This window comes from Stenotrophomonas sp. TWI809 (assembly GCF_039673205.1).
Classification (GTDB): domain Bacteria; phylum Pseudomonadota; class Gammaproteobacteria; order Xanthomonadales; family Xanthomonadaceae; genus Stenotrophomonas.
In genome coordinates this window covers 1-21,536 of the sequence record NZ_JBDJLE010000019.1, presented here as the reverse complement: position 1 = coordinate 21,536, position 21,536 = coordinate 1, and the positions used below count along the sequence as shown (strand labels likewise).

Annotated in this window: 19 protein-coding genes; 14 read left to right on the top strand and 5 right to left on the bottom strand. The window is 60.2% G+C overall.

Annotation, left to right across the window (positions count from 1 at the left end):
* Window positions 1-11 precede the first annotated feature (11 nt).
* The 6 genes from ABE472_RS13965 to ABE472_RS13940 all read left to right on the top strand — a co-directional run bounded on the left by ABE472_RS13965 (window position 12) and on the right by ABE472_RS13940 (window position 8,923).
* Window positions 12-1,469 carry an ATP-binding protein gene (locus tag ABE472_RS13965; protein WP_346466482.1) on the top strand — a complete coding sequence of 486 codons (1,458 nt, stop codon included), beginning with the start codon at window positions 12-14 and terminating at the stop codon, window positions 1,467-1,469.
* A 10-nt stretch (window positions 1,470-1,479) separates the two neighbouring features.
* Complete coding sequence (locus tag ABE472_RS13960; RefSeq protein ID WP_346466481.1) at window positions 1,480-4,449, top strand: Z1 domain-containing protein; 2,970 nt, start codon at window positions 1,480-1,482, stop codon at window positions 4,447-4,449.
* Window positions 4,430-5,458, top strand: a complete 1,029-nt coding sequence (locus ABE472_RS13955; RefSeq protein ID WP_346466480.1) for a PD-(D/E)XK motif protein — start codon at window positions 4,430-4,432, stop codon at window positions 5,456-5,458. The genes ABE472_RS13960 and ABE472_RS13955 overlap by 20 nt, the downstream gene beginning before the upstream one ends.
* Window positions 5,449-7,257, top strand: coding sequence for an AIPR family protein (locus ABE472_RS13950; RefSeq protein WP_319624232.1), 1,809 nt, complete (start codon window positions 5,449-5,451; stop codon window positions 7,255-7,257). Before ABE472_RS13955 ends, ABE472_RS13950 begins: the two co-directional genes overlap by 10 nt.
* An 83-nt stretch (window positions 7,258-7,340) precedes the next feature.
* A complete protein-coding gene (locus tag ABE472_RS13945) occupies window positions 7,341-8,417 on the top strand; it encodes a DUF262 domain-containing protein (RefSeq protein ID WP_346466479.1) in 1,077 nt (358 codons plus the stop codon).
* A complete protein-coding gene (locus ABE472_RS13940) occupies window positions 8,417-8,923 on the top strand; it encodes a HEPN domain-containing protein (RefSeq protein ID WP_346466478.1) in 507 nt (168 codons plus the stop codon). The genes ABE472_RS13945 and ABE472_RS13940 overlap by 1 nt, the downstream gene beginning before the upstream one ends.
* A gap of 181 nt (window positions 8,924-9,104) precedes the next feature.
* Here ABE472_RS13940 and ABE472_RS13935 read toward each other — a convergent pair whose 3' ends face one another.
* The 3 genes from ABE472_RS13935 to aceE form a co-directional block, all read right to left on the bottom strand.
* On the bottom strand, window positions 9,105-9,716 hold the full coding sequence (locus ABE472_RS13935; protein WP_346466477.1) for an HNH endonuclease: 612 nt from the start codon (window positions 9,714-9,716) through the stop codon (window positions 9,105-9,107).
* Window positions 9,713-10,870 (bottom strand): ATP-binding protein, encoded by a 1,158-nt coding sequence (locus ABE472_RS13930; RefSeq protein WP_346466476.1) that lies wholly within the window; start codon window positions 10,868-10,870, stop codon window positions 9,713-9,715. The genes ABE472_RS13935 and ABE472_RS13930 overlap by 4 nt, the downstream gene beginning before the upstream one ends.
* 74 nt (window positions 10,871-10,944) lie before the next feature.
* On the bottom strand, window positions 10,945-13,632 hold the full coding sequence (aceE, locus tag ABE472_RS13925; RefSeq protein WP_346466475.1) for a pyruvate dehydrogenase (acetyl-transferring), homodimeric type: 2,688 nt from the start codon (window positions 13,630-13,632) through the stop codon (window positions 10,945-10,947).
* Between the two features lie 469 nt (window positions 13,633-14,101).
* Here aceE and ABE472_RS13920 point away from each other — a divergent pair, with 469 nt between their 5' ends.
* From ABE472_RS13920 to ABE472_RS13910, 3 genes are all read left to right on the top strand, one after another.
* Window positions 14,102-14,605 (top strand): PadR family transcriptional regulator, encoded by a 504-nt coding sequence (locus tag ABE472_RS13920; protein WP_176990507.1) that lies wholly within the window; start codon window positions 14,102-14,104, stop codon window positions 14,603-14,605.
* Between the two features lie 90 nt (window positions 14,606-14,695).
* Window positions 14,696-15,493: a siderophore-interacting protein gene (locus tag ABE472_RS13915; RefSeq protein WP_313211645.1), complete on the top strand. Its 798-nt coding sequence runs from the start codon at window positions 14,696-14,698 to the stop codon at window positions 15,491-15,493.
* A 57-nt stretch (window positions 15,494-15,550) separates the two neighbouring features.
* Window positions 15,551-15,988, top strand: coding sequence for a hypothetical protein (locus tag ABE472_RS13910; RefSeq protein ID WP_346466474.1), 438 nt, complete (start codon window positions 15,551-15,553; stop codon window positions 15,986-15,988).
* A 199-nt stretch (window positions 15,989-16,187) separates the two neighbouring features.
* On the opposite strand, the gene ABE472_RS13905 is transcribed toward ABE472_RS13910, so the two are convergent.
* Both ABE472_RS13905 and ABE472_RS13900 read right to left on the bottom strand, forming a co-directional pair.
* Window positions 16,188-16,889 (bottom strand): YceI family protein, encoded by a 702-nt coding sequence (locus ABE472_RS13905; protein ID WP_121042323.1) that lies wholly within the window; start codon window positions 16,887-16,889, stop codon window positions 16,188-16,190.
* Between the two features lie 85 nt (window positions 16,890-16,974).
* On the bottom strand, window positions 16,975-17,565 hold the full coding sequence (locus ABE472_RS13900) for a malonic semialdehyde reductase (RefSeq protein WP_088434587.1): 591 nt from the start codon (window positions 17,563-17,565) through the stop codon (window positions 16,975-16,977).
* Between the two features lie 129 nt (window positions 17,566-17,694).
* Here ABE472_RS13900 and ABE472_RS13895 point away from each other — a divergent pair, with 129 nt between their 5' ends.
* From ABE472_RS13895 to ABE472_RS13875, 5 genes are all read left to right on the top strand, one after another.
* Window positions 17,695-18,666 (top strand): mitochondrial fission ELM1 family protein, encoded by a 972-nt coding sequence (locus tag ABE472_RS13895; protein WP_313211647.1) that lies wholly within the window; start codon window positions 17,695-17,697, stop codon window positions 18,664-18,666.
* A 57-nt stretch (window positions 18,667-18,723) separates the two neighbouring features.
* On the top strand, window positions 18,724-19,587 hold the full coding sequence (locus ABE472_RS13890; RefSeq protein ID WP_313211648.1) for a DUF2145 domain-containing protein: 864 nt from the start codon (window positions 18,724-18,726) through the stop codon (window positions 19,585-19,587).
* Window positions 19,588-19,654: 67 nt separating this feature from the next.
* The gene (locus tag ABE472_RS13885) at window positions 19,655-20,176 is read left to right on the top strand and encodes a hypothetical protein (protein WP_313220103.1); all 522 of its coding nucleotides are present in this window, start codon (window positions 19,655-19,657) and stop codon (window positions 20,174-20,176) included.
* A 34-nt stretch (window positions 20,177-20,210) separates the two neighbouring features.
* A complete protein-coding gene (locus ABE472_RS13880; RefSeq protein ID WP_346466473.1) occupies window positions 20,211-20,738 on the top strand; it encodes a hypothetical protein in 528 nt (175 codons plus the stop codon).
* 75 nt (window positions 20,739-20,813) lie between these two features.
* Window positions 20,814-21,368 (top strand): queuosine precursor transporter, encoded by a 555-nt coding sequence (locus ABE472_RS13875; protein ID WP_259261656.1) that lies wholly within the window; start codon window positions 20,814-20,816, stop codon window positions 21,366-21,368.
* Window positions 21,369-21,536 lie beyond the last annotated feature (168 nt).

The window sequence follows — 21,536 nt, the reverse complement described above, 5'->3', positions numbered from 1 at the left end:
GGGCTGACGCCATGGTTGAGGCCCTGCGAGGCCTGGGCTACACGACGGCCACGGCACTAGCAGACTTGGTGGACAACAGCATCTCTGCTGGCGCCAGCCAAGTGGAGATCGGGTTCAATTGGTATGGAGTAGACAGCTGGATATCCATTGCCGATGACGGTAGAGGCATGAACGATGCTGAGCTCTTCAGCGCGATGCGCCTCGGCGACCGCAACCCATTGGACGCACGGGGGGCATCGGACTTGGGTCGCTTTGGCCTGGGATTGAAGACAGCATCCTTTTCACAAGCCAGAAGGCTGACCGTTCTGAGCATCAAGGATGGTCAATCGAGCTGCCTGCGCTGGGATCTGGATGTCCTTGCTTCAGATCCTGATGGCGAGTGGCACCTTCTTGATGGACCCGAGTCATCCTCAGAGCCACGCCTGGTAACGCACACTGCCCAGTCATCAGGGACAGTAGTCCTGTGGGAACAACTCGATCGGATTGTCACTGAAGGCTTCACAAGCAGGCATTTCCTTGACCTCATTGACGACGTGGAGCGCCACCTCGCAATGATCTTCCACCGCTATCTTGACGGCAGCGGCCCCGGCATTGAGCTGCGGCTCAACGGGAAGGCAGTTAGACCATGGGACCCATTCCTGTCGTCAAATCCGGCAACCTGGAGGTCCCCCGAGTCGAGCGTTGGCGAAGGTGGTCTGAGAATCACCAGCCAGGCCTTCGTGCTGCCCCACAAGGACCGCCTCAACGACAAGGCCTACGCTGAAGCGGGCGGAATCGAGGGATGGTCGAGTCAGCAAGGCTTCTACATCTATCGTGGACGGAGACTTTTGGTTGCAGGCAGCTGGCTCGGCCTGGGACGTGGACGCTCCTGGTCCAAGGACGAGGCTCACAGGCTCGCACGCATCCGGCTGGACCTGCCCAACGATCTTGATGCGCAATGGAAGATCGACATCCGCAAGTCATCCGCTCATCCTCCCGCTGCACTGCGGGATCAGCTCTACCGCTTGGCCGAAGACGCGCGCGACAGGGCGCGCAAGGTATTCCTGCATCGGGCGCATTCGAATTCATCGCTGGGCCGCCGCGACGAGGTTGTACCCGTGTGGCAGTCGAGAGATACGGTGACAGGGCGACGCTACCGTGTCGACCGTACGCATGCAGCGGTGAAAGAACTGCTGGATGACGCAGCGTACGGCACCAAGGTTGAAGCGATGCTGCGTGTCCTCGAAGAAACTATCCCCGTGCAGAGAATCTGGCTTGAAGCTGCGGAAGGCGGAGAGCATGCAAAGGGGGGATTCACAGGGGAGCCCGACGACTCAGTTCGAGAGGTTCTCAATGTGATCTACCGGAGCCTGGTGGAGAAGAAGGGCATGTCGCCGAGCATGGCAAAGCGGCAGCTTCTAAGAACCGAACCCTTCGATCTCCACTCAGAGCTGGTCAAAAATTTGCCGGACAACATCTCCAAGGACTGAAGAGAGAACCATGAGTGACTCAAGCGAAAGCAGCGTTATCAAGATTGTCCAGGAGCTTCTGGCTGGCGAGAAGGATTCAGGACCTATCACTCCCACGTTGATTGACGAGAAGATCAGCCTGGTGCTGATGATGAATCGAAAGTGGGCAGCCGATCTTGATCGTGACGCTGTTACGGACGAGCTCATCCGGCGATTCAGTGTATGGATCGGTGATGACATCAGTCTCTCCGACGATCGTGGCCATGAACCCTGGCTCGACTCCTCCAGGAAAGAGGACTGGCGCTACTGGCAGCGGTATCGGGAGATGATCGAGAAGGACTTGTCCTGGGATATCGCTGACAACCTGGACAAATCAACTGACAAGATTCTAGGGATGCTTGAGGATCCTCTGCGTGAAGGCCAGTGGAGTCGCCGGGGGCTTGTTGTCGGGCACGTGCAGTCAGGCAAGACAGCGAGCTACACCGGCCTTGTATGCAAGGCGGCGGATGCGCAGTACAAGATAATCATCGTCCTCGCCGGCCTACATAAAAACCTGCGATCCCAGACCCAGATACGCCTAGAGGAAGGCTTCCTCGGGTATGAGACCAACTCTACGCATGATGTGCTCAAGCGCGTGGGCGTCGGCTTGATCGACAGTGACCTGTCCATCAAGCCCAATTGCACTACAACACGAGCTGACAACGGTGATTTTGGTGAGTCAGCTGGAAAGCAGTTTTCGATCAGCCCCGAACAGCGGCCTTGGCTGTTTGTCGTCAAGAAGAACAAATCGGTACTTGCCAGGCTTCTCAGGTGGATTCAGACGCACGTCGCGGACGCTCCTGTTCCAGGCGCGGAGCCCGCCTCCTCGAACACGAAAGAGCTCCCCATCGTGGCCAGAAGGGCGACCAAGTTCCCATTGCTCATCATTGATGACGAAGCTGACAATGCCTCAGTTGACACTGGTGAAGAGGTAGTCGACGAAGAAGGAAAGCCCGATGAGGAACATGATCCAACAGCGATCAACAAACTGATCCGGCGCATACTGAATTCATTCTCGCGCTCAGCGTACGTGGGCTACACCGCCACGCCTTTCGCAAACATCTTCATTCATGAACGCGGTGAGACACGCAACGAAGGTCCTGATCTCTTCCCATCCGCCTTCATCCAGAACCTGGCGGCACCGGACAATTACGTTGGCCCTACGACGATGTTTGGGCGCGCGTCCCCGGAGGGTCGCAAGGGACAGCTTCCTCTGACCCAACCGGTGGGTGACTACCAGTCAGACGACAAGACAACGGGATGGATGCCGACGGGCCACAAGATCGATCATGTTCCGGTGTGGAGCAATGAGCACGCGCTGCCACCAAGTCTAAGAGAGGCAGTCGACTCCTTTATCCTGGCATGCACTGTCAGGAAGCTCCGTGGCCAAGGAAAGAAGCATAGCTCGATGCTCGTTCACGTCACACGATTCAACAACGTCCAGAAGGTTGTAAAGGCTGACATTGACGATTACGTCAAGCATGCCCGACAGGCGATTGGGCGCGGGATCGACCACGCCGACGTTCTATCCAGTCTGCAGGAGCTGTGGAATCGTGACTTCCTTCCTGCTTCTGCCGCGGTTCGTGAGCTTGGGTTGGGTGACCTTCCCAGTGCAGATGCTACCTGGCAGGACGTCGCGTCTGCGCTGCCGGGAGTACTCGATGACATCGAAGTGCGAATGATCAACGGAACTGCCAAGGATGCCTTGGATTACGAGCAGAACAAGGATCGAGGCCTCAAAGTCATCGCTATCGGTGGCGACAAGCTTGCACGCGGCCTTACGCTGGAAGGCCTCTGCACCAGCTACTTCCTGCGCGCATCAAAGATGTACGACACGCTGATGCAGATGGGTCGGTGGTTCGGATACCGTCCGGGCTACCTTGATCTCTGCCGTCTCTATACATCCCCGGACCTCATCCGCTGGTTCAAGCATATCTCTGATGCATCAGCAGAGCTGAGAGAAGAGTTCGATCTCATGGCGAATTCTGGGGCCACGCCGAGGGAGTTTGGGCTGAAGGTCCAGTCGCATCCCGAGATGATGGTTACGTCGCAGATCAAGATGCGGAGCGCGAAGACACTGCACCTTTCGTACAGTGGAGAGCTTGTTCAGACAGTCAGCTTCCCGACTGATCAACCGACTCTGAATCGAAACCTGGATGCAGGTAATCGGCTTGCCGTGCAAATGGGAAAGCCTGACGAGAGCAACCCCATAAAGGCGGCATTCCAAGGGGGCTCCAAGGAATGGCAGGGGCATCTCTGGCGAGGTGTCGACTTCACAATCGTAGTCGACTTCCTTGACAGCTACAGCACACTGTCAGCCGCCCACCGGGTGAACAGCAACGTGCTTGCTCAGTTCATCCGCAAGATGGCGGAAACAAACGAGCTCACGGAGTGGACCGTGGCTGTTCTGGGGACTCAATCGGGTGAGCCCTATGAGCTTGCTCCAGGGATAAGTGTTGGCATGGCGCGCAGAAAGGCGGATTCGATGGAGGGGAGCCGGTACTCGATTGGCGTCCTCCTTGATCCGACCGACGAGTCAATTGACGTGAGCCAGGATCAATGGGACGCCGCGCTCGCGCTCACCGTGTCCACTTGGGAGAAGAAGGAGGAGAAGAAAAGTGCTTCGGCTCCGGACACCCCCAGTGGCGTGGCGCTGCGCCGAGTTAGAGGCAAGGGAACTTCGACCGTGACGGCGGAGCCAGAGAAGGGCCTGCTGATTCTGTATGTTCTTGATCCAGCTCGTGCGGGCGCCAAGATAGGGGCAGATTGGGAGCGCCCGAAGAACCTTGCAGGCGCCCCACCCGTCTTGGCATTTGCCGTGAGCTTCCCTGGAAGCAGCTCGGATATCAAGGTTCCCTACAAGGTGAACAACGTCGGTTGGGAGAGCGAGTATTCCGACATCCCCGAGTACGTCATCGACAACATCGGCTGGGAGGATATGAATGCTCAGCTCCAGCAGTGACACAGAGCTGGTCGCCGCGTGGCGCGCCTTGAGCGGCCTTGCCACAGGGGATGGCTGGAAGGTTATCGAGCTTTTCAGCATCGGCAACTGCTGCGTCATGGCAGGCCGTCGTGGTGCGCGGAATGAAGAGAGCGTCTTGGTCGGCGTCAAGGGAAACGTGCCATCCCAACCATTTCAGCTGCCACGCGGCCAGGGGTTCAGCCTCATAAGCACAGAGCTTCAGGGCCACCCTGCAGGCCATTCGTGGTTTGCCCTGGTTCGACAGGAGTCGGGATCGCTTGAGCTCTTTACCAAAGTGGCGGTAGATCTGGTGAACCTGATGGAGAGCACGTCCGCTCAGGACGGGCTACGGATTCATAGTGCAATGATTTCCAGGATCCGTGCCTGGCAAGCCTTCATGAAGCGCGACAGTGATGGCGTTCTTTCCACGGAGGAAGAGATCGGGCTCTTTGGAGAACTCTTGGTTCTTCAAAACCTTCTGGACGATGGAGTTTCAGAATTCGACGCTCTCGACAGCTGGGCCGGGCCTGACGACGGGCTACACGACTTCCTGCTTGGTGATGGTGCAATCGAAGTGAAGACAACGCTGGCACCGGCAGGATTTATCGCAAGGATTTCCAACCTTGATCAGTTGGATGACAGCCTGCACCAGCCCCTCTTTGTTGCGGCGGTTCGTCTAACTCACCTGAGTGTGGGATCAACCCTTCCCGACTTGATTGACCAAGTGGCTGGAAGAATCCACGATCCTGGCGCATCTGCCTTGCTGAACAGTCGGCTCGTTTCGGCTGGCTACATGGACATGACTCGAGCCGAGTACACAAGGCGTTTCCGGTCCAGTGAGCTCACATATCGAATCGTATGCGCTGAATCGCCTCGCCTCACTCGTTCCAGCGTGCCCGCAGCAATCCATGAGGCACGTTACTCGCTCGATCTGGATGCATTTCCGATTGCGGCGTCTACTTACGCTGATATTTCGACTAGTCTTGGAGTGAAGAATCAATGGAATTGACCGATTTCCTTTCGCAGATTCGCGCGGAAGTACAGGATGAAATAGAGGATCGCATGTCCGTTTCGGGGGCCGCGTATCCCTATCCGGAGCTGGTTTTCGCCGAGATTACGATGCGCCACATGGAAGAAGTGGGCATGACGTATGAGCCACAGGTCTGCCACGTTGATACGCGCGTCCATGTCGGAAACATAAGGCTAAGCGGATACTCCATCTCTGAGGACGGGGAACGCCTTGACCTGTTCGTGACGTCCTACAAGGATTCGGACAAGGTCCAGGCCGTTCCGGACTCTGAAGCAAAGCAAGCCGCGGAGTACTGCTTCCGATTTCTTTCGCAATCTGCCCAGGGAAAGATGACGAAGACGCTCGATCCATCGAACGATGCTTACGAACTCGCGGTGCATATTGAACGTGGCTATCGGGACTTCGAGGAGATCCGGATCTACGTGCTGACCGATGGCCAGGTGAAGACCAAGAACTTCAAGTCGCAGGAGGTTGGAGGCCGGACCGTACGACTTGAGGTGATGGACATCGAGAGGCTCAACCGCCACCTGTCAGAGGGAAAGCCGAGGGACGAACTGGTAGTCAATTTTACGGAAGTGGCAGGCACCCCGCTCCCGTGCGTCTACATCCGGGGCGAGGAGGACAGCTATGACTACGCGATGACCGTATTCCCGGCCGACGTCCTTCGCCATCTGTATGACAAGTACGGCGCCCGACTTCTTGAGGCAAATGTGCGGTCATTCCTGAGTGCAACCGGAAAGGTCAACAAAGGCATCCAGGCCACGCTGCGCTCAGAGCCAGAGAAATTTGTCGCCTACAACAATGGCATCGTGGTGGTCGCCGACGAGGTCAGCCTTGGGAAGACCAGCGATGGTGGACCAGGCATTGCATGGCTCAAGGGAATGCAAATCGTCAACGGTGGCCAGACGACCGCATCCATCTACTTCACCAAGAAGAAGTTTGCAGACACCGACCTGTCCAAGGTACAGGTTCCGGCGAAGGTAGTAATCCTCAAGACGGAAAACTCTGCTGCGGAAGAAGCGCTTATCAGCGACATCTCGCGGTTCGCGAACAGTCAGAACACCGTCAAGCAGTCGGATCTGTCTGCAAACTCACCGTTCCACGTTGAACTAGAGAAATTGTCTGATACCGTCTACCTCCCAGATGGTGTCGGCCGCTGGTTCTATGAACGTGCCTCAGGCAGTTACAACACTAAGCTCGCACGCGAAGGCAGTACGCCCGCCAAGTACCGAGCCCTCAAGACCACAGTTATTCCTCCGGCCCGGCGCTTGGTCAAGACAGACCTCGCCAAGTTCCTGAACTGTTGGGAGGGGCGACCAGACCAAGCCAGTCTCGGCGGTCAGAAGAACTTCGCCCGATTCATGGACGACGTGAAGGAACGGGAAGAACGTGGAGAATCTGTGGTCCCGGATGCAACTGGGTTCAAGCAGATGATTGCCAAAGTCATCATATTTAAGCAAGTTCAGTCGCTCGTACGTCCTCTATTTCCTGCATTCCAAGGCAATGTTGCCATCTACTTGGTCGCATTGTTGTCCCATCAGCACGGATCAAACATCGATCTGATGCGAGTGTGGGAGCAACAGGGTCTCTCTGATGGCTTCAAGGATCAGATCCGGGTATGGGCTAAAGAGGTTAACTTGGCCCTCCACTCTTCAGCCAAGGGCAAGATGATCAGCGAGTGGGCAAAGAAGGAGGATTGCTGGATTTCGCTGCGGAAGCTAGCACTAAGCCCAATTCAGAGCTCGATTACAGAGATTAGAGCATCTCAAGTTAGTTGATTTAGATAATAGAACTAGCCTACAAGTCTCTTATGCAGAGTATGCATCGGTGCCCCATAGGAACTGATCGAGGAGCAACCAGTATGATTGAAGATGAGATTGAGATCGATGAGGAAATCGACGATGACTCTGTCTCTATGTCTTATGACATAGCTTCTTACCCGTCCGACCTCACGTTGTCTGGAATTTCACAGCTATGGAAAGATGGCGACATCAAAATTCCAGACTACCAAAGAGAATTTGTGTGGACGATCAAGCAGTCGTCTCTCCTCATTGACTCTTTCCTATGCGGACTGCCGGTCCCCAATGTCTTCCTGTATGTCGACGAGAACAACCGAAGCATCGTCATAGATGGCCAGCAGAGAATATTGACAATCGTCTTCTACATAGATGGATACTTCGGCAAAGAGAATCACCTGGGGAACCGGCAAGTGTTCAGATTGTCTGGACTCGCCAAGAACAGCCCATACTTCAACAAAAGATTTGTCGACCTAACCGAGGCAGATCAACGAAAGCTAAAGCAGTCAATACTACGCGCGATAAACATAAAACAGCTCAACCCAAAAGGCGAGAGCACGAGCGCCTATCATATATTTGAGCGACTCAATACGGGAGGAACTCCATTAAAGCCTCAGGAAATACGAAATTCTGTATTCATCGGCGAGTTCTCCAAAAAGCTCCGAGAGCTGAATCGAGATGAGAATTGGAGAAAACTGCTAGGAAAGAATCATGTTGACAGGCACCAGAAGGACGTCGAGCTGATTCTTAGAATATTCTCGCTCTCGAAAGGAGGCGTTGAGAACTACGAAAAGCCACTCAGAGAGTTCATGAACGTCTCCATGAAGGAACATAGAAATGGGACTAGCCAGAAGGTAAAGAACTTCTTGAAGAGCTTTCCTGCAGCAACAAAGAAGGCGGCGTCTGAGCTTGGCGAGAAACCGTTCCGCCTTAGAGGCCCCATCAATGTCGCGGCGCTAGAATCAATAATGTGCGCACTTGTCGATAATTCCTCAAAGCTAAATAGAATCGACCTAAGCACCGCGTACAAGAGGCTGGTAAAAAATCACGACTTCATGACCTTGACAAAGATCAATACTACTGATGTCAAGACTGTTCATGACAGGCTATCTCTTGTCCAGAAGACCCTCCTGGAAAAATAATGGATTACGCCCGGCACTTTCAGCATGCAGATGAAATTATTGAACATCTTACGCCGTTAGTTACCGGCGCGAAGAATCCATTACTTGAGGCCAGATATACTGGATTTCTTACAGTTGCCGCCGTGACAACATACGAGCTGGCAGTAAAGAGCATCTTTATTTCTTTCGCCCAGTCGAAACACAAAGTGCTAGGCGCCTTTACAGAATCTCACTTCAACAGAATAAATGGGAGAATAAAGATTGAAGCAATTAGAAACGATTATGTTAGAAAATTTGGAGAAAAGTATCTTAAAAAGTTCAACAATAACCTTAAAAGAACAGGAACACTCTACCTCCAAACCAATCAAAGAGAGATCACGTCCTCATATGATAACCTTATTACTTGGCGCAATGATTTCGCACATGAGGGCCGCATCCGCGCTAAGTCAACATTCGCTGAAGCGGCGCGCGCATATAATGATGGAAAGAAGGTCATAGAGTGCCTCGCTGACAGCATGAGACGGTAACTCGTGGTTTGCATTAATGTAGAATACACCTCAGGCCAAGCAGCGATAGACTTTTCAAGAGGTCGCTACAGCTAGCGGCAATTAAGGACGGCGACCAGGTCTAGCCGCCTTGCCTTATTACCCCCCCTATTACCCCCGCATCAAAGGCCAAACTAGTTCAGCAAGCAAAAAACTGGCAGCATCACAGTCCCAGCAGAGCACGAATTCCACCCGCGCGCTCAGCTCCCGTGGATTCGCCCAGGCCCTGAATTTCGTCCAAAGTATCCTCCTCAAGGTGGCGCAGGAGGAAGTACTCAACTGTAGCCTGACCTTTACTTGAACCGCCAAGGATCATATAACGGCGAAAAACTATATTATCCACATCTACAAATATGGCATTTATATGCTCTGAATAAACGTCCAAATTTGGATGAATTATTTTGTATCTTGAACTGTCTGAAACGTCACAATCGTCATAAAACTCGAGCGACCCAACGATAAAGTCATTCCGCTCTTTCTTTACCTGCATGTTACATCTCTTGCAGGCGATAGTTAGATTTACGAGAGCAACTGCTAGTGCTTGATACTTCACCCGGGGAAGAATGTGCTCTACATCCACTTCCAGCGGATGACCCTGTAGGAATGATTTTCTACAGTAACAGCACTTGTCATGCTGAATCAGGCGATGATGATTTCGAACTTTCATTCGAACAGGCAGCAGATCAGGACTGCTCCAGTTAAGCACGCCATTATTCCAAGCTAGTTCTATTAGTCGAGCCTCATCGACTGAGAACTGAAGATCGAGATAGCTCACTTGATCTCTTCCATTTTCTCAACTATCGCCGAGACAGCAGCCAATGCTCCCGATTGCCGCGAATCGACTCCGGATCTCTCTATTTCCGCAATCTGACTTGTAGCCTGAGCTGCGGTGAGATCCCCTTTCTCAACTCGGTCCATCAAACGAACCAAGGTTTTGCTCAGGTAGTGGTTCCGAGGCGTGTAAGTATGAAAGACCTCTGCCATGACCTCTTCTAGACCTGCAGCATTCAGTTCAATTTGGCTATTGAAAACATCGGAGAGTACCAGCGTCTGGACGTTGATATTTAGCTCACTTGCAGCCATCACCAGAATGGGCGAATGACTGGCAATCACGATCTTTGCCTCAGAGTACCCTACAGATCCCATCAGGAGCTCCAGATACTCCCGTTGCCATCTCGGATGCAGGCTATTTTCTGGTTCGTCTATCAGAATAATGTCTTTTTCTTTTGACATGGCTGCAACAAAGGAAAGCATTGTTATCAGCGTGAGCTCCCCCGAGCTTGCCTTGTCTAAGCGAAGGATTCCCCGCTTTCCTTGAAGATGCAGGCGTATCCCAGTGATGACCCCCAGTTTTTTTAGGATGTGCTCCCAGCGAACGATCCCAACCAAGTTACTGTTCACTGAATGATCGAAGCGGTAGTCGTCGAAGTCCATCCACTGGATCTGGTCCCATCGCTTACTTTGTAGCATGAGAATAAGGGCCAGGATGTTTTCGCCCTCACCCGCCATTTTTGCTTCAAAGTCAGAAAGTATGCTCGACGGTATAGCTTTCCTTTCGCTCGGCATCAACACTTCGATCCCGACCGTTGGGGCGTATCCGCAGTGGCGCAGCACTCTCGAGACAACACGGAGCTGAACGCTATCTTTTTCAACAAAGTGCGAAATGGTGCGCTTCATCACCTGTTCTGGTTGCGAGCTCTTCTGCATTGGAGATAGAAGCGCGCTTCCAAGACGCAGCCCCCGAAACTTGTCGTGACTGGTTCCAGACAACGCCAATACCGATCGCCTTGCCTTAAGCGTGTTTTGCGCGATTGTTCTTAAGAGCGAGCTTTTCCCAGATCCATTCTCTCCGGCGACGATTGTGATGTCCGCGACGGGCTTCCACCCTGCGTTCCAGAGTGCGTAGTAGTTCGTGGCAATTGCGTCCATGGCTTGCTCTTGGGCTGTTACACAAAAAAAAGGGTGACCTTACGGCCACCCCTTTAGAACAACACAGCTAACCGTTAAACCCCAACAGGATTAGCCTTCTCCGGATCAATCTTGTACTGCTTGATCGCCCGGGCCACATCCTTACCCGTCATCTTCCCTTCCTTCGCCAGCGCCGCAATCGCGGCATGCGCGATGTAGTACCGGTCAACCTCGAAGAAGCGACGCAGGTTCGCACGCGTATCCGAACGACCAAAGCCATCCGTACCCAGCACCGTGTACGACATCGGCACGAACGAGCGGATCTGGTCCGCGTACGCACGCACGTAGTCGGTGGCGGCAATCGCCGGGCCCTGGCGGCCTTCCAGCAGCTCGGTCACGAACGCCTTGCGCTGCTCGCCTTCCGGGTGGAAGCGGTTGTAGCGCTCCACGTCGAAGCCGTCGCGGCGCAGTTCGTTGAAGCTCGGGCAGCTCCAGATGTCGGCGGTCACGCCGAAGTCCTTGTCCAGCAGCTCGGCCGCGGCAATGGCTTCACGCAGGATGGTGCCCGAACCCAGCAGCTGCACGCGCAGCTCGCCCTTCTTCGGCTTGCCGGCGTCGGTGAGCAGGTACATGCCCTTGACGATGCCGTCGGCCGCGCCTTCCGGCATTTCCGGGTGGGTGTAGTTTTCGTTCATCAGGGTGATGTAGTAGTACTCATCAATCTGATCTTCCATCATGGCCTTGGTGCCGTGCTGCAGGATCACCGTCACTTCGAAGCCGAAGGTCGGGTCATAGCTGCGCACGTTCGGGATGCCACCGGCGACGATATGGCTGAAGCCATCTTCGTGCTGCAGGCCTTCACCGTTCAGCGTGGTGCGGCCGGCGGTGCCGCCCAGCAGGAAGCCACGGGTACGCATGTCGGCAGCCTGCCAGGCAAGGTCGCCCACGCGCTGGAAGCCGAACATGCTGTAGTAGATGTAGAACGGCAGCATCGGCACGTTGCTGACCGAGTAGCTGGTACCGGCGGCCATCCACGAGGCGATGGCGCCCGGCTCGCTGATGCCCTGCTGCAGCACCTGGCCGCTCTGGTCTTCGCGGTAGAACATGAGCTGGTCAGCATCGACCGGCTTGTACTTCTGGCCGAACGGCGCGTAGATGCCGATCTGGCGGAATAGACCTTCCATACCGAACGTACGGGCTTCGTCGGCCACGATCGGCACGATGTGCGGGCCCAGTTCCTTGTCGCGCAGGGTGATGTTCAGGCTCTGCACGAAGGCCATGGTGGTGGAGTAGCTGCGCTCGCCGCTGGACTTCAGCAGGCGCTCGTAGCTTTCCAGCTTCGGTGCGTTGAAGCTCTTTTCGGCCTTGCGGCGGCGCTGCGGCAGGTAACCCCCCAGGGCGGCGCGGCGTTCCTGCAGGTACTTCACTTCCGGCGAATCCGGGCCCGGGTGGTAGAACGGCACCTGGCCGTCGGCCAGCTGGGCGTCGGTCACCGGGATGTTGAAGCGGTCGCGGAAGTGGCGGACGGCGTCGTCGTCCAGCTTCTTGGTCTGGTGGGTCGGGTTGAGTGCTTCACCCGCGCTGCCCATGCCGTAGCCCTTGACCGTCTTGGCCAGGATCACGGTCGGCATGCCCTTGGTGTTCACGGCCTGGTGGTAGGCGGCGTAGACCTTGTGCGGATCGTGGCCACCACGGTTGAGGCGCCAGATATCGTCGTCGGACAGGCCGGCGACCATCGCAGCGGTTTCCGGGTACTTGCCGAAGAAATGCTCGCGCGTATACGCGCCACCGAAGGCCTTGCAGTTCTGGTATTCGCCGTCGACGGTTTCCATCATCAGCTTGCGCAGGACGCCGTTGGTGTCCTTGGCCAGCAGGGCATCCCAGTAACCGCCCCACAGCAGCTTGATGACATTCCAGCCGCCGCCGCGGAAGACGCCTTCCAGTTCCTGGATGATCTTGCCGTTGCCACGCACCGGGCCGTCGAGGCGCTGCAGGTTGCAGTTGACCACGAAGATCAGGTTGTCCAGGCCTTCGCGGCCGGCCAGCGCGATCGCGCCGAGGGTTTCCGGCTCATCGCTCTCGCCGTCGCCGATGAAGCACCACACCTTGCGGTCGGACTTCTCGATCAGGCCACGGTTTTCCAGGTAACGCAGGAACTGCGCCTGGTAGATGGCGGCGAGCGGGCCCAGGCCCATCGACACGGTCGGGGTCTGCCAGTAATCGGGCATCAGCCACGGGTGCGGGTAGCTGGAGAGGCCACCGCCGTCCACTTCCATGCGGAACTTGTCCAGCTGGGCTTCGTCGATGCGGCCTTCCAGGAAGGAACGCGCATAGATGCCCGGGGCGCTGTGGCCCTGGATGAAGAGCAGGTCGCCCGGGTGGTCTTCGCTCGGGGCGCGCCAGAAGTGGTTGAAGCCCACGTCATACAGCGTGGCGCCGGAGGCGAAGGAGGCGATGTGGCCGCCCAGGTCGCCCGGCTTGCGATTGGCGCGCACGACGGTCGCCATCGCGTTCCAGCGGATGATGGAACGAATGCGCCATTCCAGTTCGGCGTTGCCCGGGCTCTTGGCCTCCAGGGTCGGCGCGATGGTGTTCACGTACTCGGTGGTGGGAGAGAACGGCAGGTAAGCACCCGAACGACGGGTCAGTTCCACCATGCCTTCCAACAGCTGATGCGCGCGCTCGGGGCCCTCGACATCAATAACGGCCTTCAGCGACTCGATCCATTCCTGGGTTTCCACAGGATTCGGGTCGTTGTTCAGCACCTCGTTCAACCAGTTCATTTGCGCTCCCATGACCGCACGCACGCGCGCGACTGTTTTAGATTTCTAGCCGCAAAGTGTAGCGCACCAAGGGGTTTGCTTACTTCGCTACGGTTGCGTATGGAACCATCCCGGCGTGTCCGGAAGGACAGCGGGCGACAGCGCGAGGGCCGCGCCGGAAGGTTCCACGCTGCATTTCAGCCTGCCCGGCGGCGATGACACCGGCGCGTCAGCAGGACACCGATGGACAGCGCAGGCGCTGCGGCGCAGGCGATTGGCGTGGATCGTGCGCGGCGACGGGGCGTTTGAGCGCGCATCGGCGTGGATCATCGGTACCGTTGGGAGGCGGCAACCGAGTGCAGTGTTCCATCACAAGCACGCACCGTCGCACCCTGGATTCACCTGAACGCATCCCTGCCATGCGTGCGCCACGGCTGGCCGAACCGGAGTTTTCGATATATCGTTCCGCCACTGCATTCGATATATCGAAATGACTTCTCCGCGCGACCTCGACCGCCCTGCCCGCCCGCTGACCGCCCGGCCGCTCAGCCGCGGCGACCTGCGCCTGCTGGTGCTGTCCCTGCTCGCCGACCAGCCGCGCCACGGCTATGAGCTGATCCAGCTGATCAGTGACATGTTCGTGCGGGTCTACACGCCCAGCGCCGGCTCGATCTACCCGGTGCTGGCGCAGTTCGAGGCCGCCGGCTGGGTTGGCGCGGTCGAGGACGGTGGGCGCAAGCGGTACGCGCTCAGCGCGTTGGGCCAGGCCGAGCTGGAGGCACAGCGCGATGAGGTCGATGCCGCGGTGCACCGGGTGCGCGACAGCGCGCGCACGATCACCAAGGCCAACCTGCCGCCGTCCGTGCGCGATGCACTGCGCGAGCTCAAGCACGCGCTGGGGCTGTGCCACGGCCGCTGGCAGGACGACAACGCCGCCGCCGTGGCCGAAGCGCTGCGCGAGGCCGCCGCGCACATCCGTGCGCAGGGCCGCTGACCTTCCCTCTTCGTTTCAGACCCAGCCAGCCACCGCCCGCCAGGTCCTTCTTTCTCAACGCCGCGCTGCGGCACTGATCCAGGTATTCCCATGGCTCTGCATGAAAACCGACTGCTCCGTCATACCGTGAAGTTCCGCCCGCTGCAGGTACTGCGCACCGAAGAGATCAGCCCGTGCATGCGCCGGGTGATCGTCGGTGGCGAGGCGCTGGAAGGCTTCGATTCGCCCTCGCCGGATGACCACGTCAAGCTGTTCTTCCCCAACGCCGAGGGCCAGTTCGTGGTCCCGACGATGACCCCGGAAGGCCCGCGCTACCCGGACGGGCAGACGCCCTCCCCCTCGCGCGACTACACCCCGCGCTGGTGGGACCTGGAGACCCACGAGCTGGCGCTGGACTTCGTCATGCACGGCGACGGCCTGGCCTCGACCTGGGCCGCCAACGCGCAGCCGGGCGATGCGATCGCCGTGGGCGGCCCGCGTGGCTCGCACATGACCGCCGATGACTTCGACACCTACGTGCTGATCGGCGATGAGACCGCGCTGCCGGCGATCGGCCGCTGGCTGGAGACGCTGCCGGACGGCGCCAATGCCGATGTCTACATCGAGATCCCCGAATCCGGCGATCGCCAGGAGCTGCCGGAGGACGACCGCATCCGCATCTCGTGGCTGGAGCGCAACGGCTTCGACGCCGCCAGCAGCACCCTGCTGGAGGACGTGCTGACCGATTTCGAGGAACCGGACGGCGACACCTTCTATTGGATCGCCGCCGAATCGCGCCGGGCCCGGATGATGCGCAAGTACATCGAGGGCCACCTGGGCGTGCCCAAGGACTGGATCCGCTCGACCGGCTACTGGAAGGCGCACGGCAGCGAGCACCACGACGACTGAGCCCGCGACGGGCACCGGCCGCGAATGCGACAATCGCGTTTTGTGCCGGTGCCTTTCATGCAAGCCTCTCCTCTTTCGGCACTGACCGATCTGATCGACCGCGCCGAGCGGGCCGATCCCGCGCTGGATGCCGCCCTGGCGGCGCTGGCGCCTTCCGTGGGCGAGCACATCGCCCAGCTGCGCACCGCCCTGGTGCCATTGGCCCGTGCGCAGGCGGCGCTGGTGCAGGCGAACATCGATATCGACCTGGTCGCCGATGAGCTGCGCCGCTACCAGAAGTACGCGATGCCGGGTAAGCCGAGCCTGCAGATCGTGCAGCTGCGCAAGCAGCAGGCCTCGGTGAAACAGGCCGCGCTGCTGGCCCGCCAGGCGTTTGCGCAGGCCACCCATGCGTTCCTGCGTGAAAGCGGCTTGACCGCGCCCGCACGGCGCACGCCGACCGATTTCACCACGCTGTGGCTGGGCAAGGTGAGCGCGCAGGTGGCGGCGGCTTGATCGCGCTGATATCCACGCATAGCGTGGATCTACCCCGGTCCCGTCAACGGTAGAGCCACGCCATGCGTGGCTGCGCTGCGGCGGATTCCTGGTTGCCGGCCAGCGGCCGGCACTACCGTGTGTCGATCGGCGGTCGCACAAAAAAGAAAGCCCGCCAATTGGCGGGCTTTCTGCCTTCTCACGACGAGTGAGGAGAAACTCAGGCAGCCGGCTTTTCGCCAGTGGCCTCGGTGGTGATGCGGATGTTCACTTCATCGCTGACGTTCGGGGCATACGCGCCGACGCCGAAATCGCTGCGCTTGATGGTGGTGGTGGCATCGAAGCCTGCCGCCGGCACCTTGGCCATCGGGTGCTCGCCGCCGCCGTTGATGGTGACATCCAGGGTCACCGGCTTGGTGATGTCCTTGATGGTCAGGTCGCCGGTGACGGTCAGCTTGTTGGTGCCGTTGGCCTCAACCTTGGTGCTCTTGAAGGTGGCGGCCGGGAACTTGGCGGCGTCGAAGAAATCGGCGCTCTTCAGGTGCTCGTCGAACTTGGCGGTGAAGCTGTTCAGGCCGGTCAGCGGCAGCTTCACTTCCACGGTGGACTTGGTCACGTCAGCGGCGTCATACACCAGGGTGCCTTCGGCGCTGCCGAAGTGGGCGGTCGGGTGCGAGAAGCCGAAGTGGCTCCACTGGACCAGCACGTCGGTGTGGGTCGGGTCGAGCTTGTAGGTGCCCGAGGCGATCTGGATGGCCTCGGCAGCCGGGGCGGCAGCCGCAGCGTCTGCCGCCGGGGCGGCGGTTTCGGTGGCGGCCGGCGCGTCAGCGGCCGGAGCAGCGGCTTCGTCGGCCGGCTTGGAGCAGGCGGCGATGGCCAGGGTCAGGGCGAGCGGCAGCAGCAGTTTGCGGGTCACGGTCATGTCAGGTCTCTCTCGTAATCGAAGGGAAAAGAAAAAAATTCATGCAGCCCATCCGCACGGACGGGCCACGATCCGGCGGTAACGCTTATGCGATGCGGGCCGCTTCGTCGAAGGACAGGCGAGGCAGCCGCGGGAACAGGCCCGAGGCGTCACCGTACCCCAGGTTGACGAGGAAATTCGACTTGATCGCGGTGCCCTTGAAGAAGGCTTCGTCGACCTTGGCGTTGTCGAAGCCGGACATCGGGCCGGCATCCAGACCCAGCGCGCGCGCGGCCAGGATCAGGTAGGCGCCCTGCAGGCTGCCATTGCGGAACGCGCCTTCGGTGCGGCCTTCACGCGGGCCATCGAACCACGCCTTGGCATCGGTGTGCGGGAACAGGAACGGCAGCTTCTCGTGGAAGTCTTCGTCGAAGGCGACGATCACCGTGACCGGGGCGGCCAGGGTCTTGTCGTGGTTGCCTTCGGACAGGGCCGGGGCAAGCTTGGCCTTGGCTTCCGGGGATTTCACGAACACGAAGCGTGCCGGGCTGCCGTTGGCGGCGGTCGGGCCCCACTTGAGCAGCTCGTACAGCGCCTTCAGCTGGCTGTCGTCGACCGGCTTATCAAGGAAGGCGTTCTGGGTGCGGGCGGTACGGAACAACTGATCGAGCGCAGCATCGTCAAGGACGTGGGACATGAAGCCTCCGGAAACAAGGGGAAACGTTCGCGCATCGGCTACCGTGGCAGGGCGACCGCGCGATCGGCGAAGGCTGGCAGTGTAGAGTGTCGCGACAGTTGCAACACCCAGCCTGACTGAAACGAATTAATGCCATACGTGAAACGATGGAGTCCGCCCTGGACGATCACTGACGGCCGTGCCGGCAATGTGCGGCAGGCGGTGGCCCTGGCCACGGCATTGAAGCTGGGGGCGCATCGTCCGCTGGTGCTCACCCCGCGCGCGCCTTGGCGCTGGCTGGCCCCGCGCTGGTTGCCGGGTGCCGCCAACGGCTACGGCGAGGCCTTCGCCACGCTTGCCACCGAGGTACCCGAACTGGCCATTGGGTGTGGCCGCCAGGCCGCCGGCGCGCTGCGCGAACTGCGCCGCCGTGGCACCAGGGTCGTCCAGATCCTCGACCCTCGCCTCAGCCCGCGCCATTGGGACCTGCTGGTCGTGCCCGAACACGACCGCCTGCGCGGCAGCAACGTGCTCACCCTGCTGGGCAGCCTCAATCCGGTCAACGATGACTGGCTGGCCTGCGGCCGTGCGGCATTCGCCGCGTTCAGCGCCCTGCCCGGCCCGCGCACCGCGCTGCTGGTCGGTGGGCCGACCCCGCATGCGCCCTGGCACGAGCCGGACATGGTGCAGGTGTTCCAGCAGCTCGCGTCCCAGCTGCGCGAGGAAGGCGGCAGCCTGCTGGCCACGACCTCGCGGCGTACCCCACCGGCCCTGGTCGGGGCGCTGCGCAGTGCGTTTGCCGAGGTACCGAATGTGATCTGGGGCGATGGCGGCGACGGCGTGAACCCGTATGCCGGGCTGCTGGGCTGGGCCAACCGCGTGGTGGTCTCGCCGGATTCGGTGAACCTGCTTTCTGAAGCGTGCGCCACGCGCATGCCGGTCGCCGTGGCCCTGGCCGACCAGGCGCAAGGGCGACTCGCACACTTCCAGCACGCGCTGCGCGAACGTGGCCGGTTGCAGACGCGCTGGCTGGACTGGCAGACGCAGGGCCGCATCGAGCCGCTGCGCGAGACCACGCGCGTTGCCGATGAAGTACGTGCGCGGTTGGGGATTCAGGCCTGACGGCATCGCGCAGCGTTATGATGCGGCCGCGGCCGGTGCCGCCGGAGACCGTGTGACATGGACGTACCCTGCGCTGCGCTGATCAAGCGCCTGCATCCCGCCCTGCTGTGTGCTGTATTGCTGGGCGCTACGCTGACCGCACACGCCGAACCGCAGTGCACCGAACGCTATCCCACGCCGGCCGCGTTGGCCTCCATGTTCGATGTGGCCTTGGCCACCACCGACGCGCTGGATGCACTCGAGGGCGTGGATGTGGTGCTGATCGCCCGCGGTGGCCAGGACCTGAGCAAGTACGGCCTGCGCCACAGCCATCTGGCCTTCCTGCTGCGCGAAGACGACGGCCAGTGGCGCGCGGTGCACCTGCTCAATCCGTGCAAGACCGCCGAGTCGCACCTGTTCCGCGAAGGGGTCGCCACCTTCATCGGCGAAACCTCCAGCCATACCGACCTGCGCATCGGCGTGCCGACGCCTGCGCTGCGCGATGCACTCAAGGCGATGCTCACCCAGCCGGCGATCCAGGCCAAGGCGCTGCACGAGGCGCGCTACAGCGTGGTGGCCTATCCGTTCCGCACCGAGTACCAGAATTCCAACCAATGGGTGCTGGAAGTGCTGGGCGCGGCGATGGCGCAGGTGGAAGAACGCACCCTGATCGTCAACCGTACCCAGGCCCAGCAATGGCTGCAGCGGCACATGTATACCCCCAGCACGCTGCACATCGGCGTGGCCAAGCGGCTGGGCGCGCGCTTCTTCGTGCCCAATGCCGCCGTTACCGACCACCCGGCCAGCGAGCGCATTTCCGGCAATTACTCGGTGGTGACGGTGGAATCGATCTTTGATTTCCTGCAACTGCGCAGCAGCCTGCAGCAGGAGCTGGCCGTGCCGCATGTGCCGGTGAAGGGCATTACCGCCCCCAAACCGTGAGTCAGCGGCGGGCAGCACGCCAGCGGGCATACTGCGGACCTATGTTGAGACATCAGAAGGATCTTCGATGACACGTGTTTCGCGCGCAGTCGTTGCACCGCTGCTGGCCATTGCCGTAGGCGCGGCCAGCCTGCCCGCGCCCGCGCAGGTGGTGGGCATCAATCACCCGGTGACCAGCAGCGTCATCGTCACCTCGGTGGTGAGCGTGGTCGTGGTGACCGCACCGGTGTGGCTGGTCTCGGCCGGCCTGAGCAAGGCCAGCGATGCTTCGGCCCGACGCAGCCGCGCGGCCAAGGACGCCCGTGGCAAAGCCGGTCCGCTGCCGCCGCTTACCGTGGAGAAGGTGGAACGCACGCCCGACGGCGGCCTCGAAATGGCCCTGCAGAACCCGCAGGCACCGGATGAGCCGGCCGTGATTGCCTGGCCTGCGCGCGAGGACAACCCGGCAGCCGCGGTGGCGGTGGGCGACGTACTGGCGCTGACACCCACCCAGGGCGGCGCCGGCTGGACGGTGACCACGGCCGAGGGCACGGCCTTGGCCTTCCTGCCCATCGATGCGGCGGCGGCGCAGCCGAGTGCACGTTGGTGACCCCTCGCTGTCCGCTGTCTCGTGGAGCTGGTGAATGAACCGGATATTCCGTCCTGCCGTTGCGCCACTGCTGGCGCTGACCTTGCTCGCGACCAGCCTGCCGGTCAACGCCCAGAACCTCAGCAATGCCTCACCGGTCACCAGCAGCGTCCTCACCACCTCGGTGGTGAGCCTGGCGGTGATCACCGCCCCGGTCTGGCTCAGCGCGTTGGGCGTGAGCGAACTGCATGACGCCGCCATGCCGCACAACCGCGCCGCCCGGGCCGCAAAGCGACAGAAGGCCGCGCCGATGCCGCCACTTACCGTGGAGCGCGTGGCGCAGCAACCGGACGGCAGCTACCAGGTGGTGCTGAAGAACCCGCAGGCCCCCGAGGCACCGGCCGTGGTGGCATGGCCGGCGCGTGCCGACAATCCGGCGGCAGGCGTGAAGGTGGGCGATGTGCTGGCGTTCACCCCGACGCCGGCCGGTGCGGGCTGGATGGTGGCCAATGCCGAAGGCGCTGCGCTGGCGTTCCTGCCGACCCAGGACGCGGCGGCCACCAGCATGAGCGAACGCTTCTGACTGAACCGGCCCGGGCTGGCCCTCGGTCGGCCAAGCCCGGATAATCCGCCGTTCCCCTGACTCTTCCGGCTCGCCATGTCCGCGCGTCCTGCCATTGCCTTTGCCCCATTGACCCCGCGCTCGCTGTTGCTGGCGGTGCTGGCCATGGGCGCGGTGGTGCTGGGCTCGAACGTGCTGGTGCAGTACCCGATCAACGACTGGCTCACCTGGGGCGCTTTCAGCTACCCGGTGGCGTTCCTGGTCAGCAATCTGATCAACCGCCGCTTTGGGCCGGAGGCGGCACGGCGGGTGGCCTGGGCCGGGTTTGCATTGGCGGTGCTGCTGTCGATCTGGATCGCCACGCCGCGGATCGCGGTGGCCTCGTGCCTGGCCTTCATCGCTGCGCAGCTGCTGGACATCACCGTGTTCGACCGGCTGCGCCGTGGGCATTGGTGGCGCGCGCCGATGGTGGCGACCACCTGCAGCGCGACGCTGGATACGACGATTTTCTGGAGCATCGCGTTCGCCGGTTCCAGCCTGCCGTGGGTGAGCTGGGCGCTGGGCGATCTGGCGGTGAAGCTGACCATCGGCGTGTTCCTGCTGGCGCCGTTCCGCGCGTTGCTGTGGAAGATGGCGCCGCGCGCGGTGTGACATCGCGCCGATCGCCCGGTGTAGCGCTGGCGGTCGGGCATCACCCTGGGTCGGGCATCGCTATCGGCCGGGCATCGCTATCGGTCGGGCATCACGATGGGTAGTGGCCGGGGGGGGGGGGGGGGGGGGGGGCAGAGGGGTTGAGACCTCGCGCCGCGGCGAACCCGG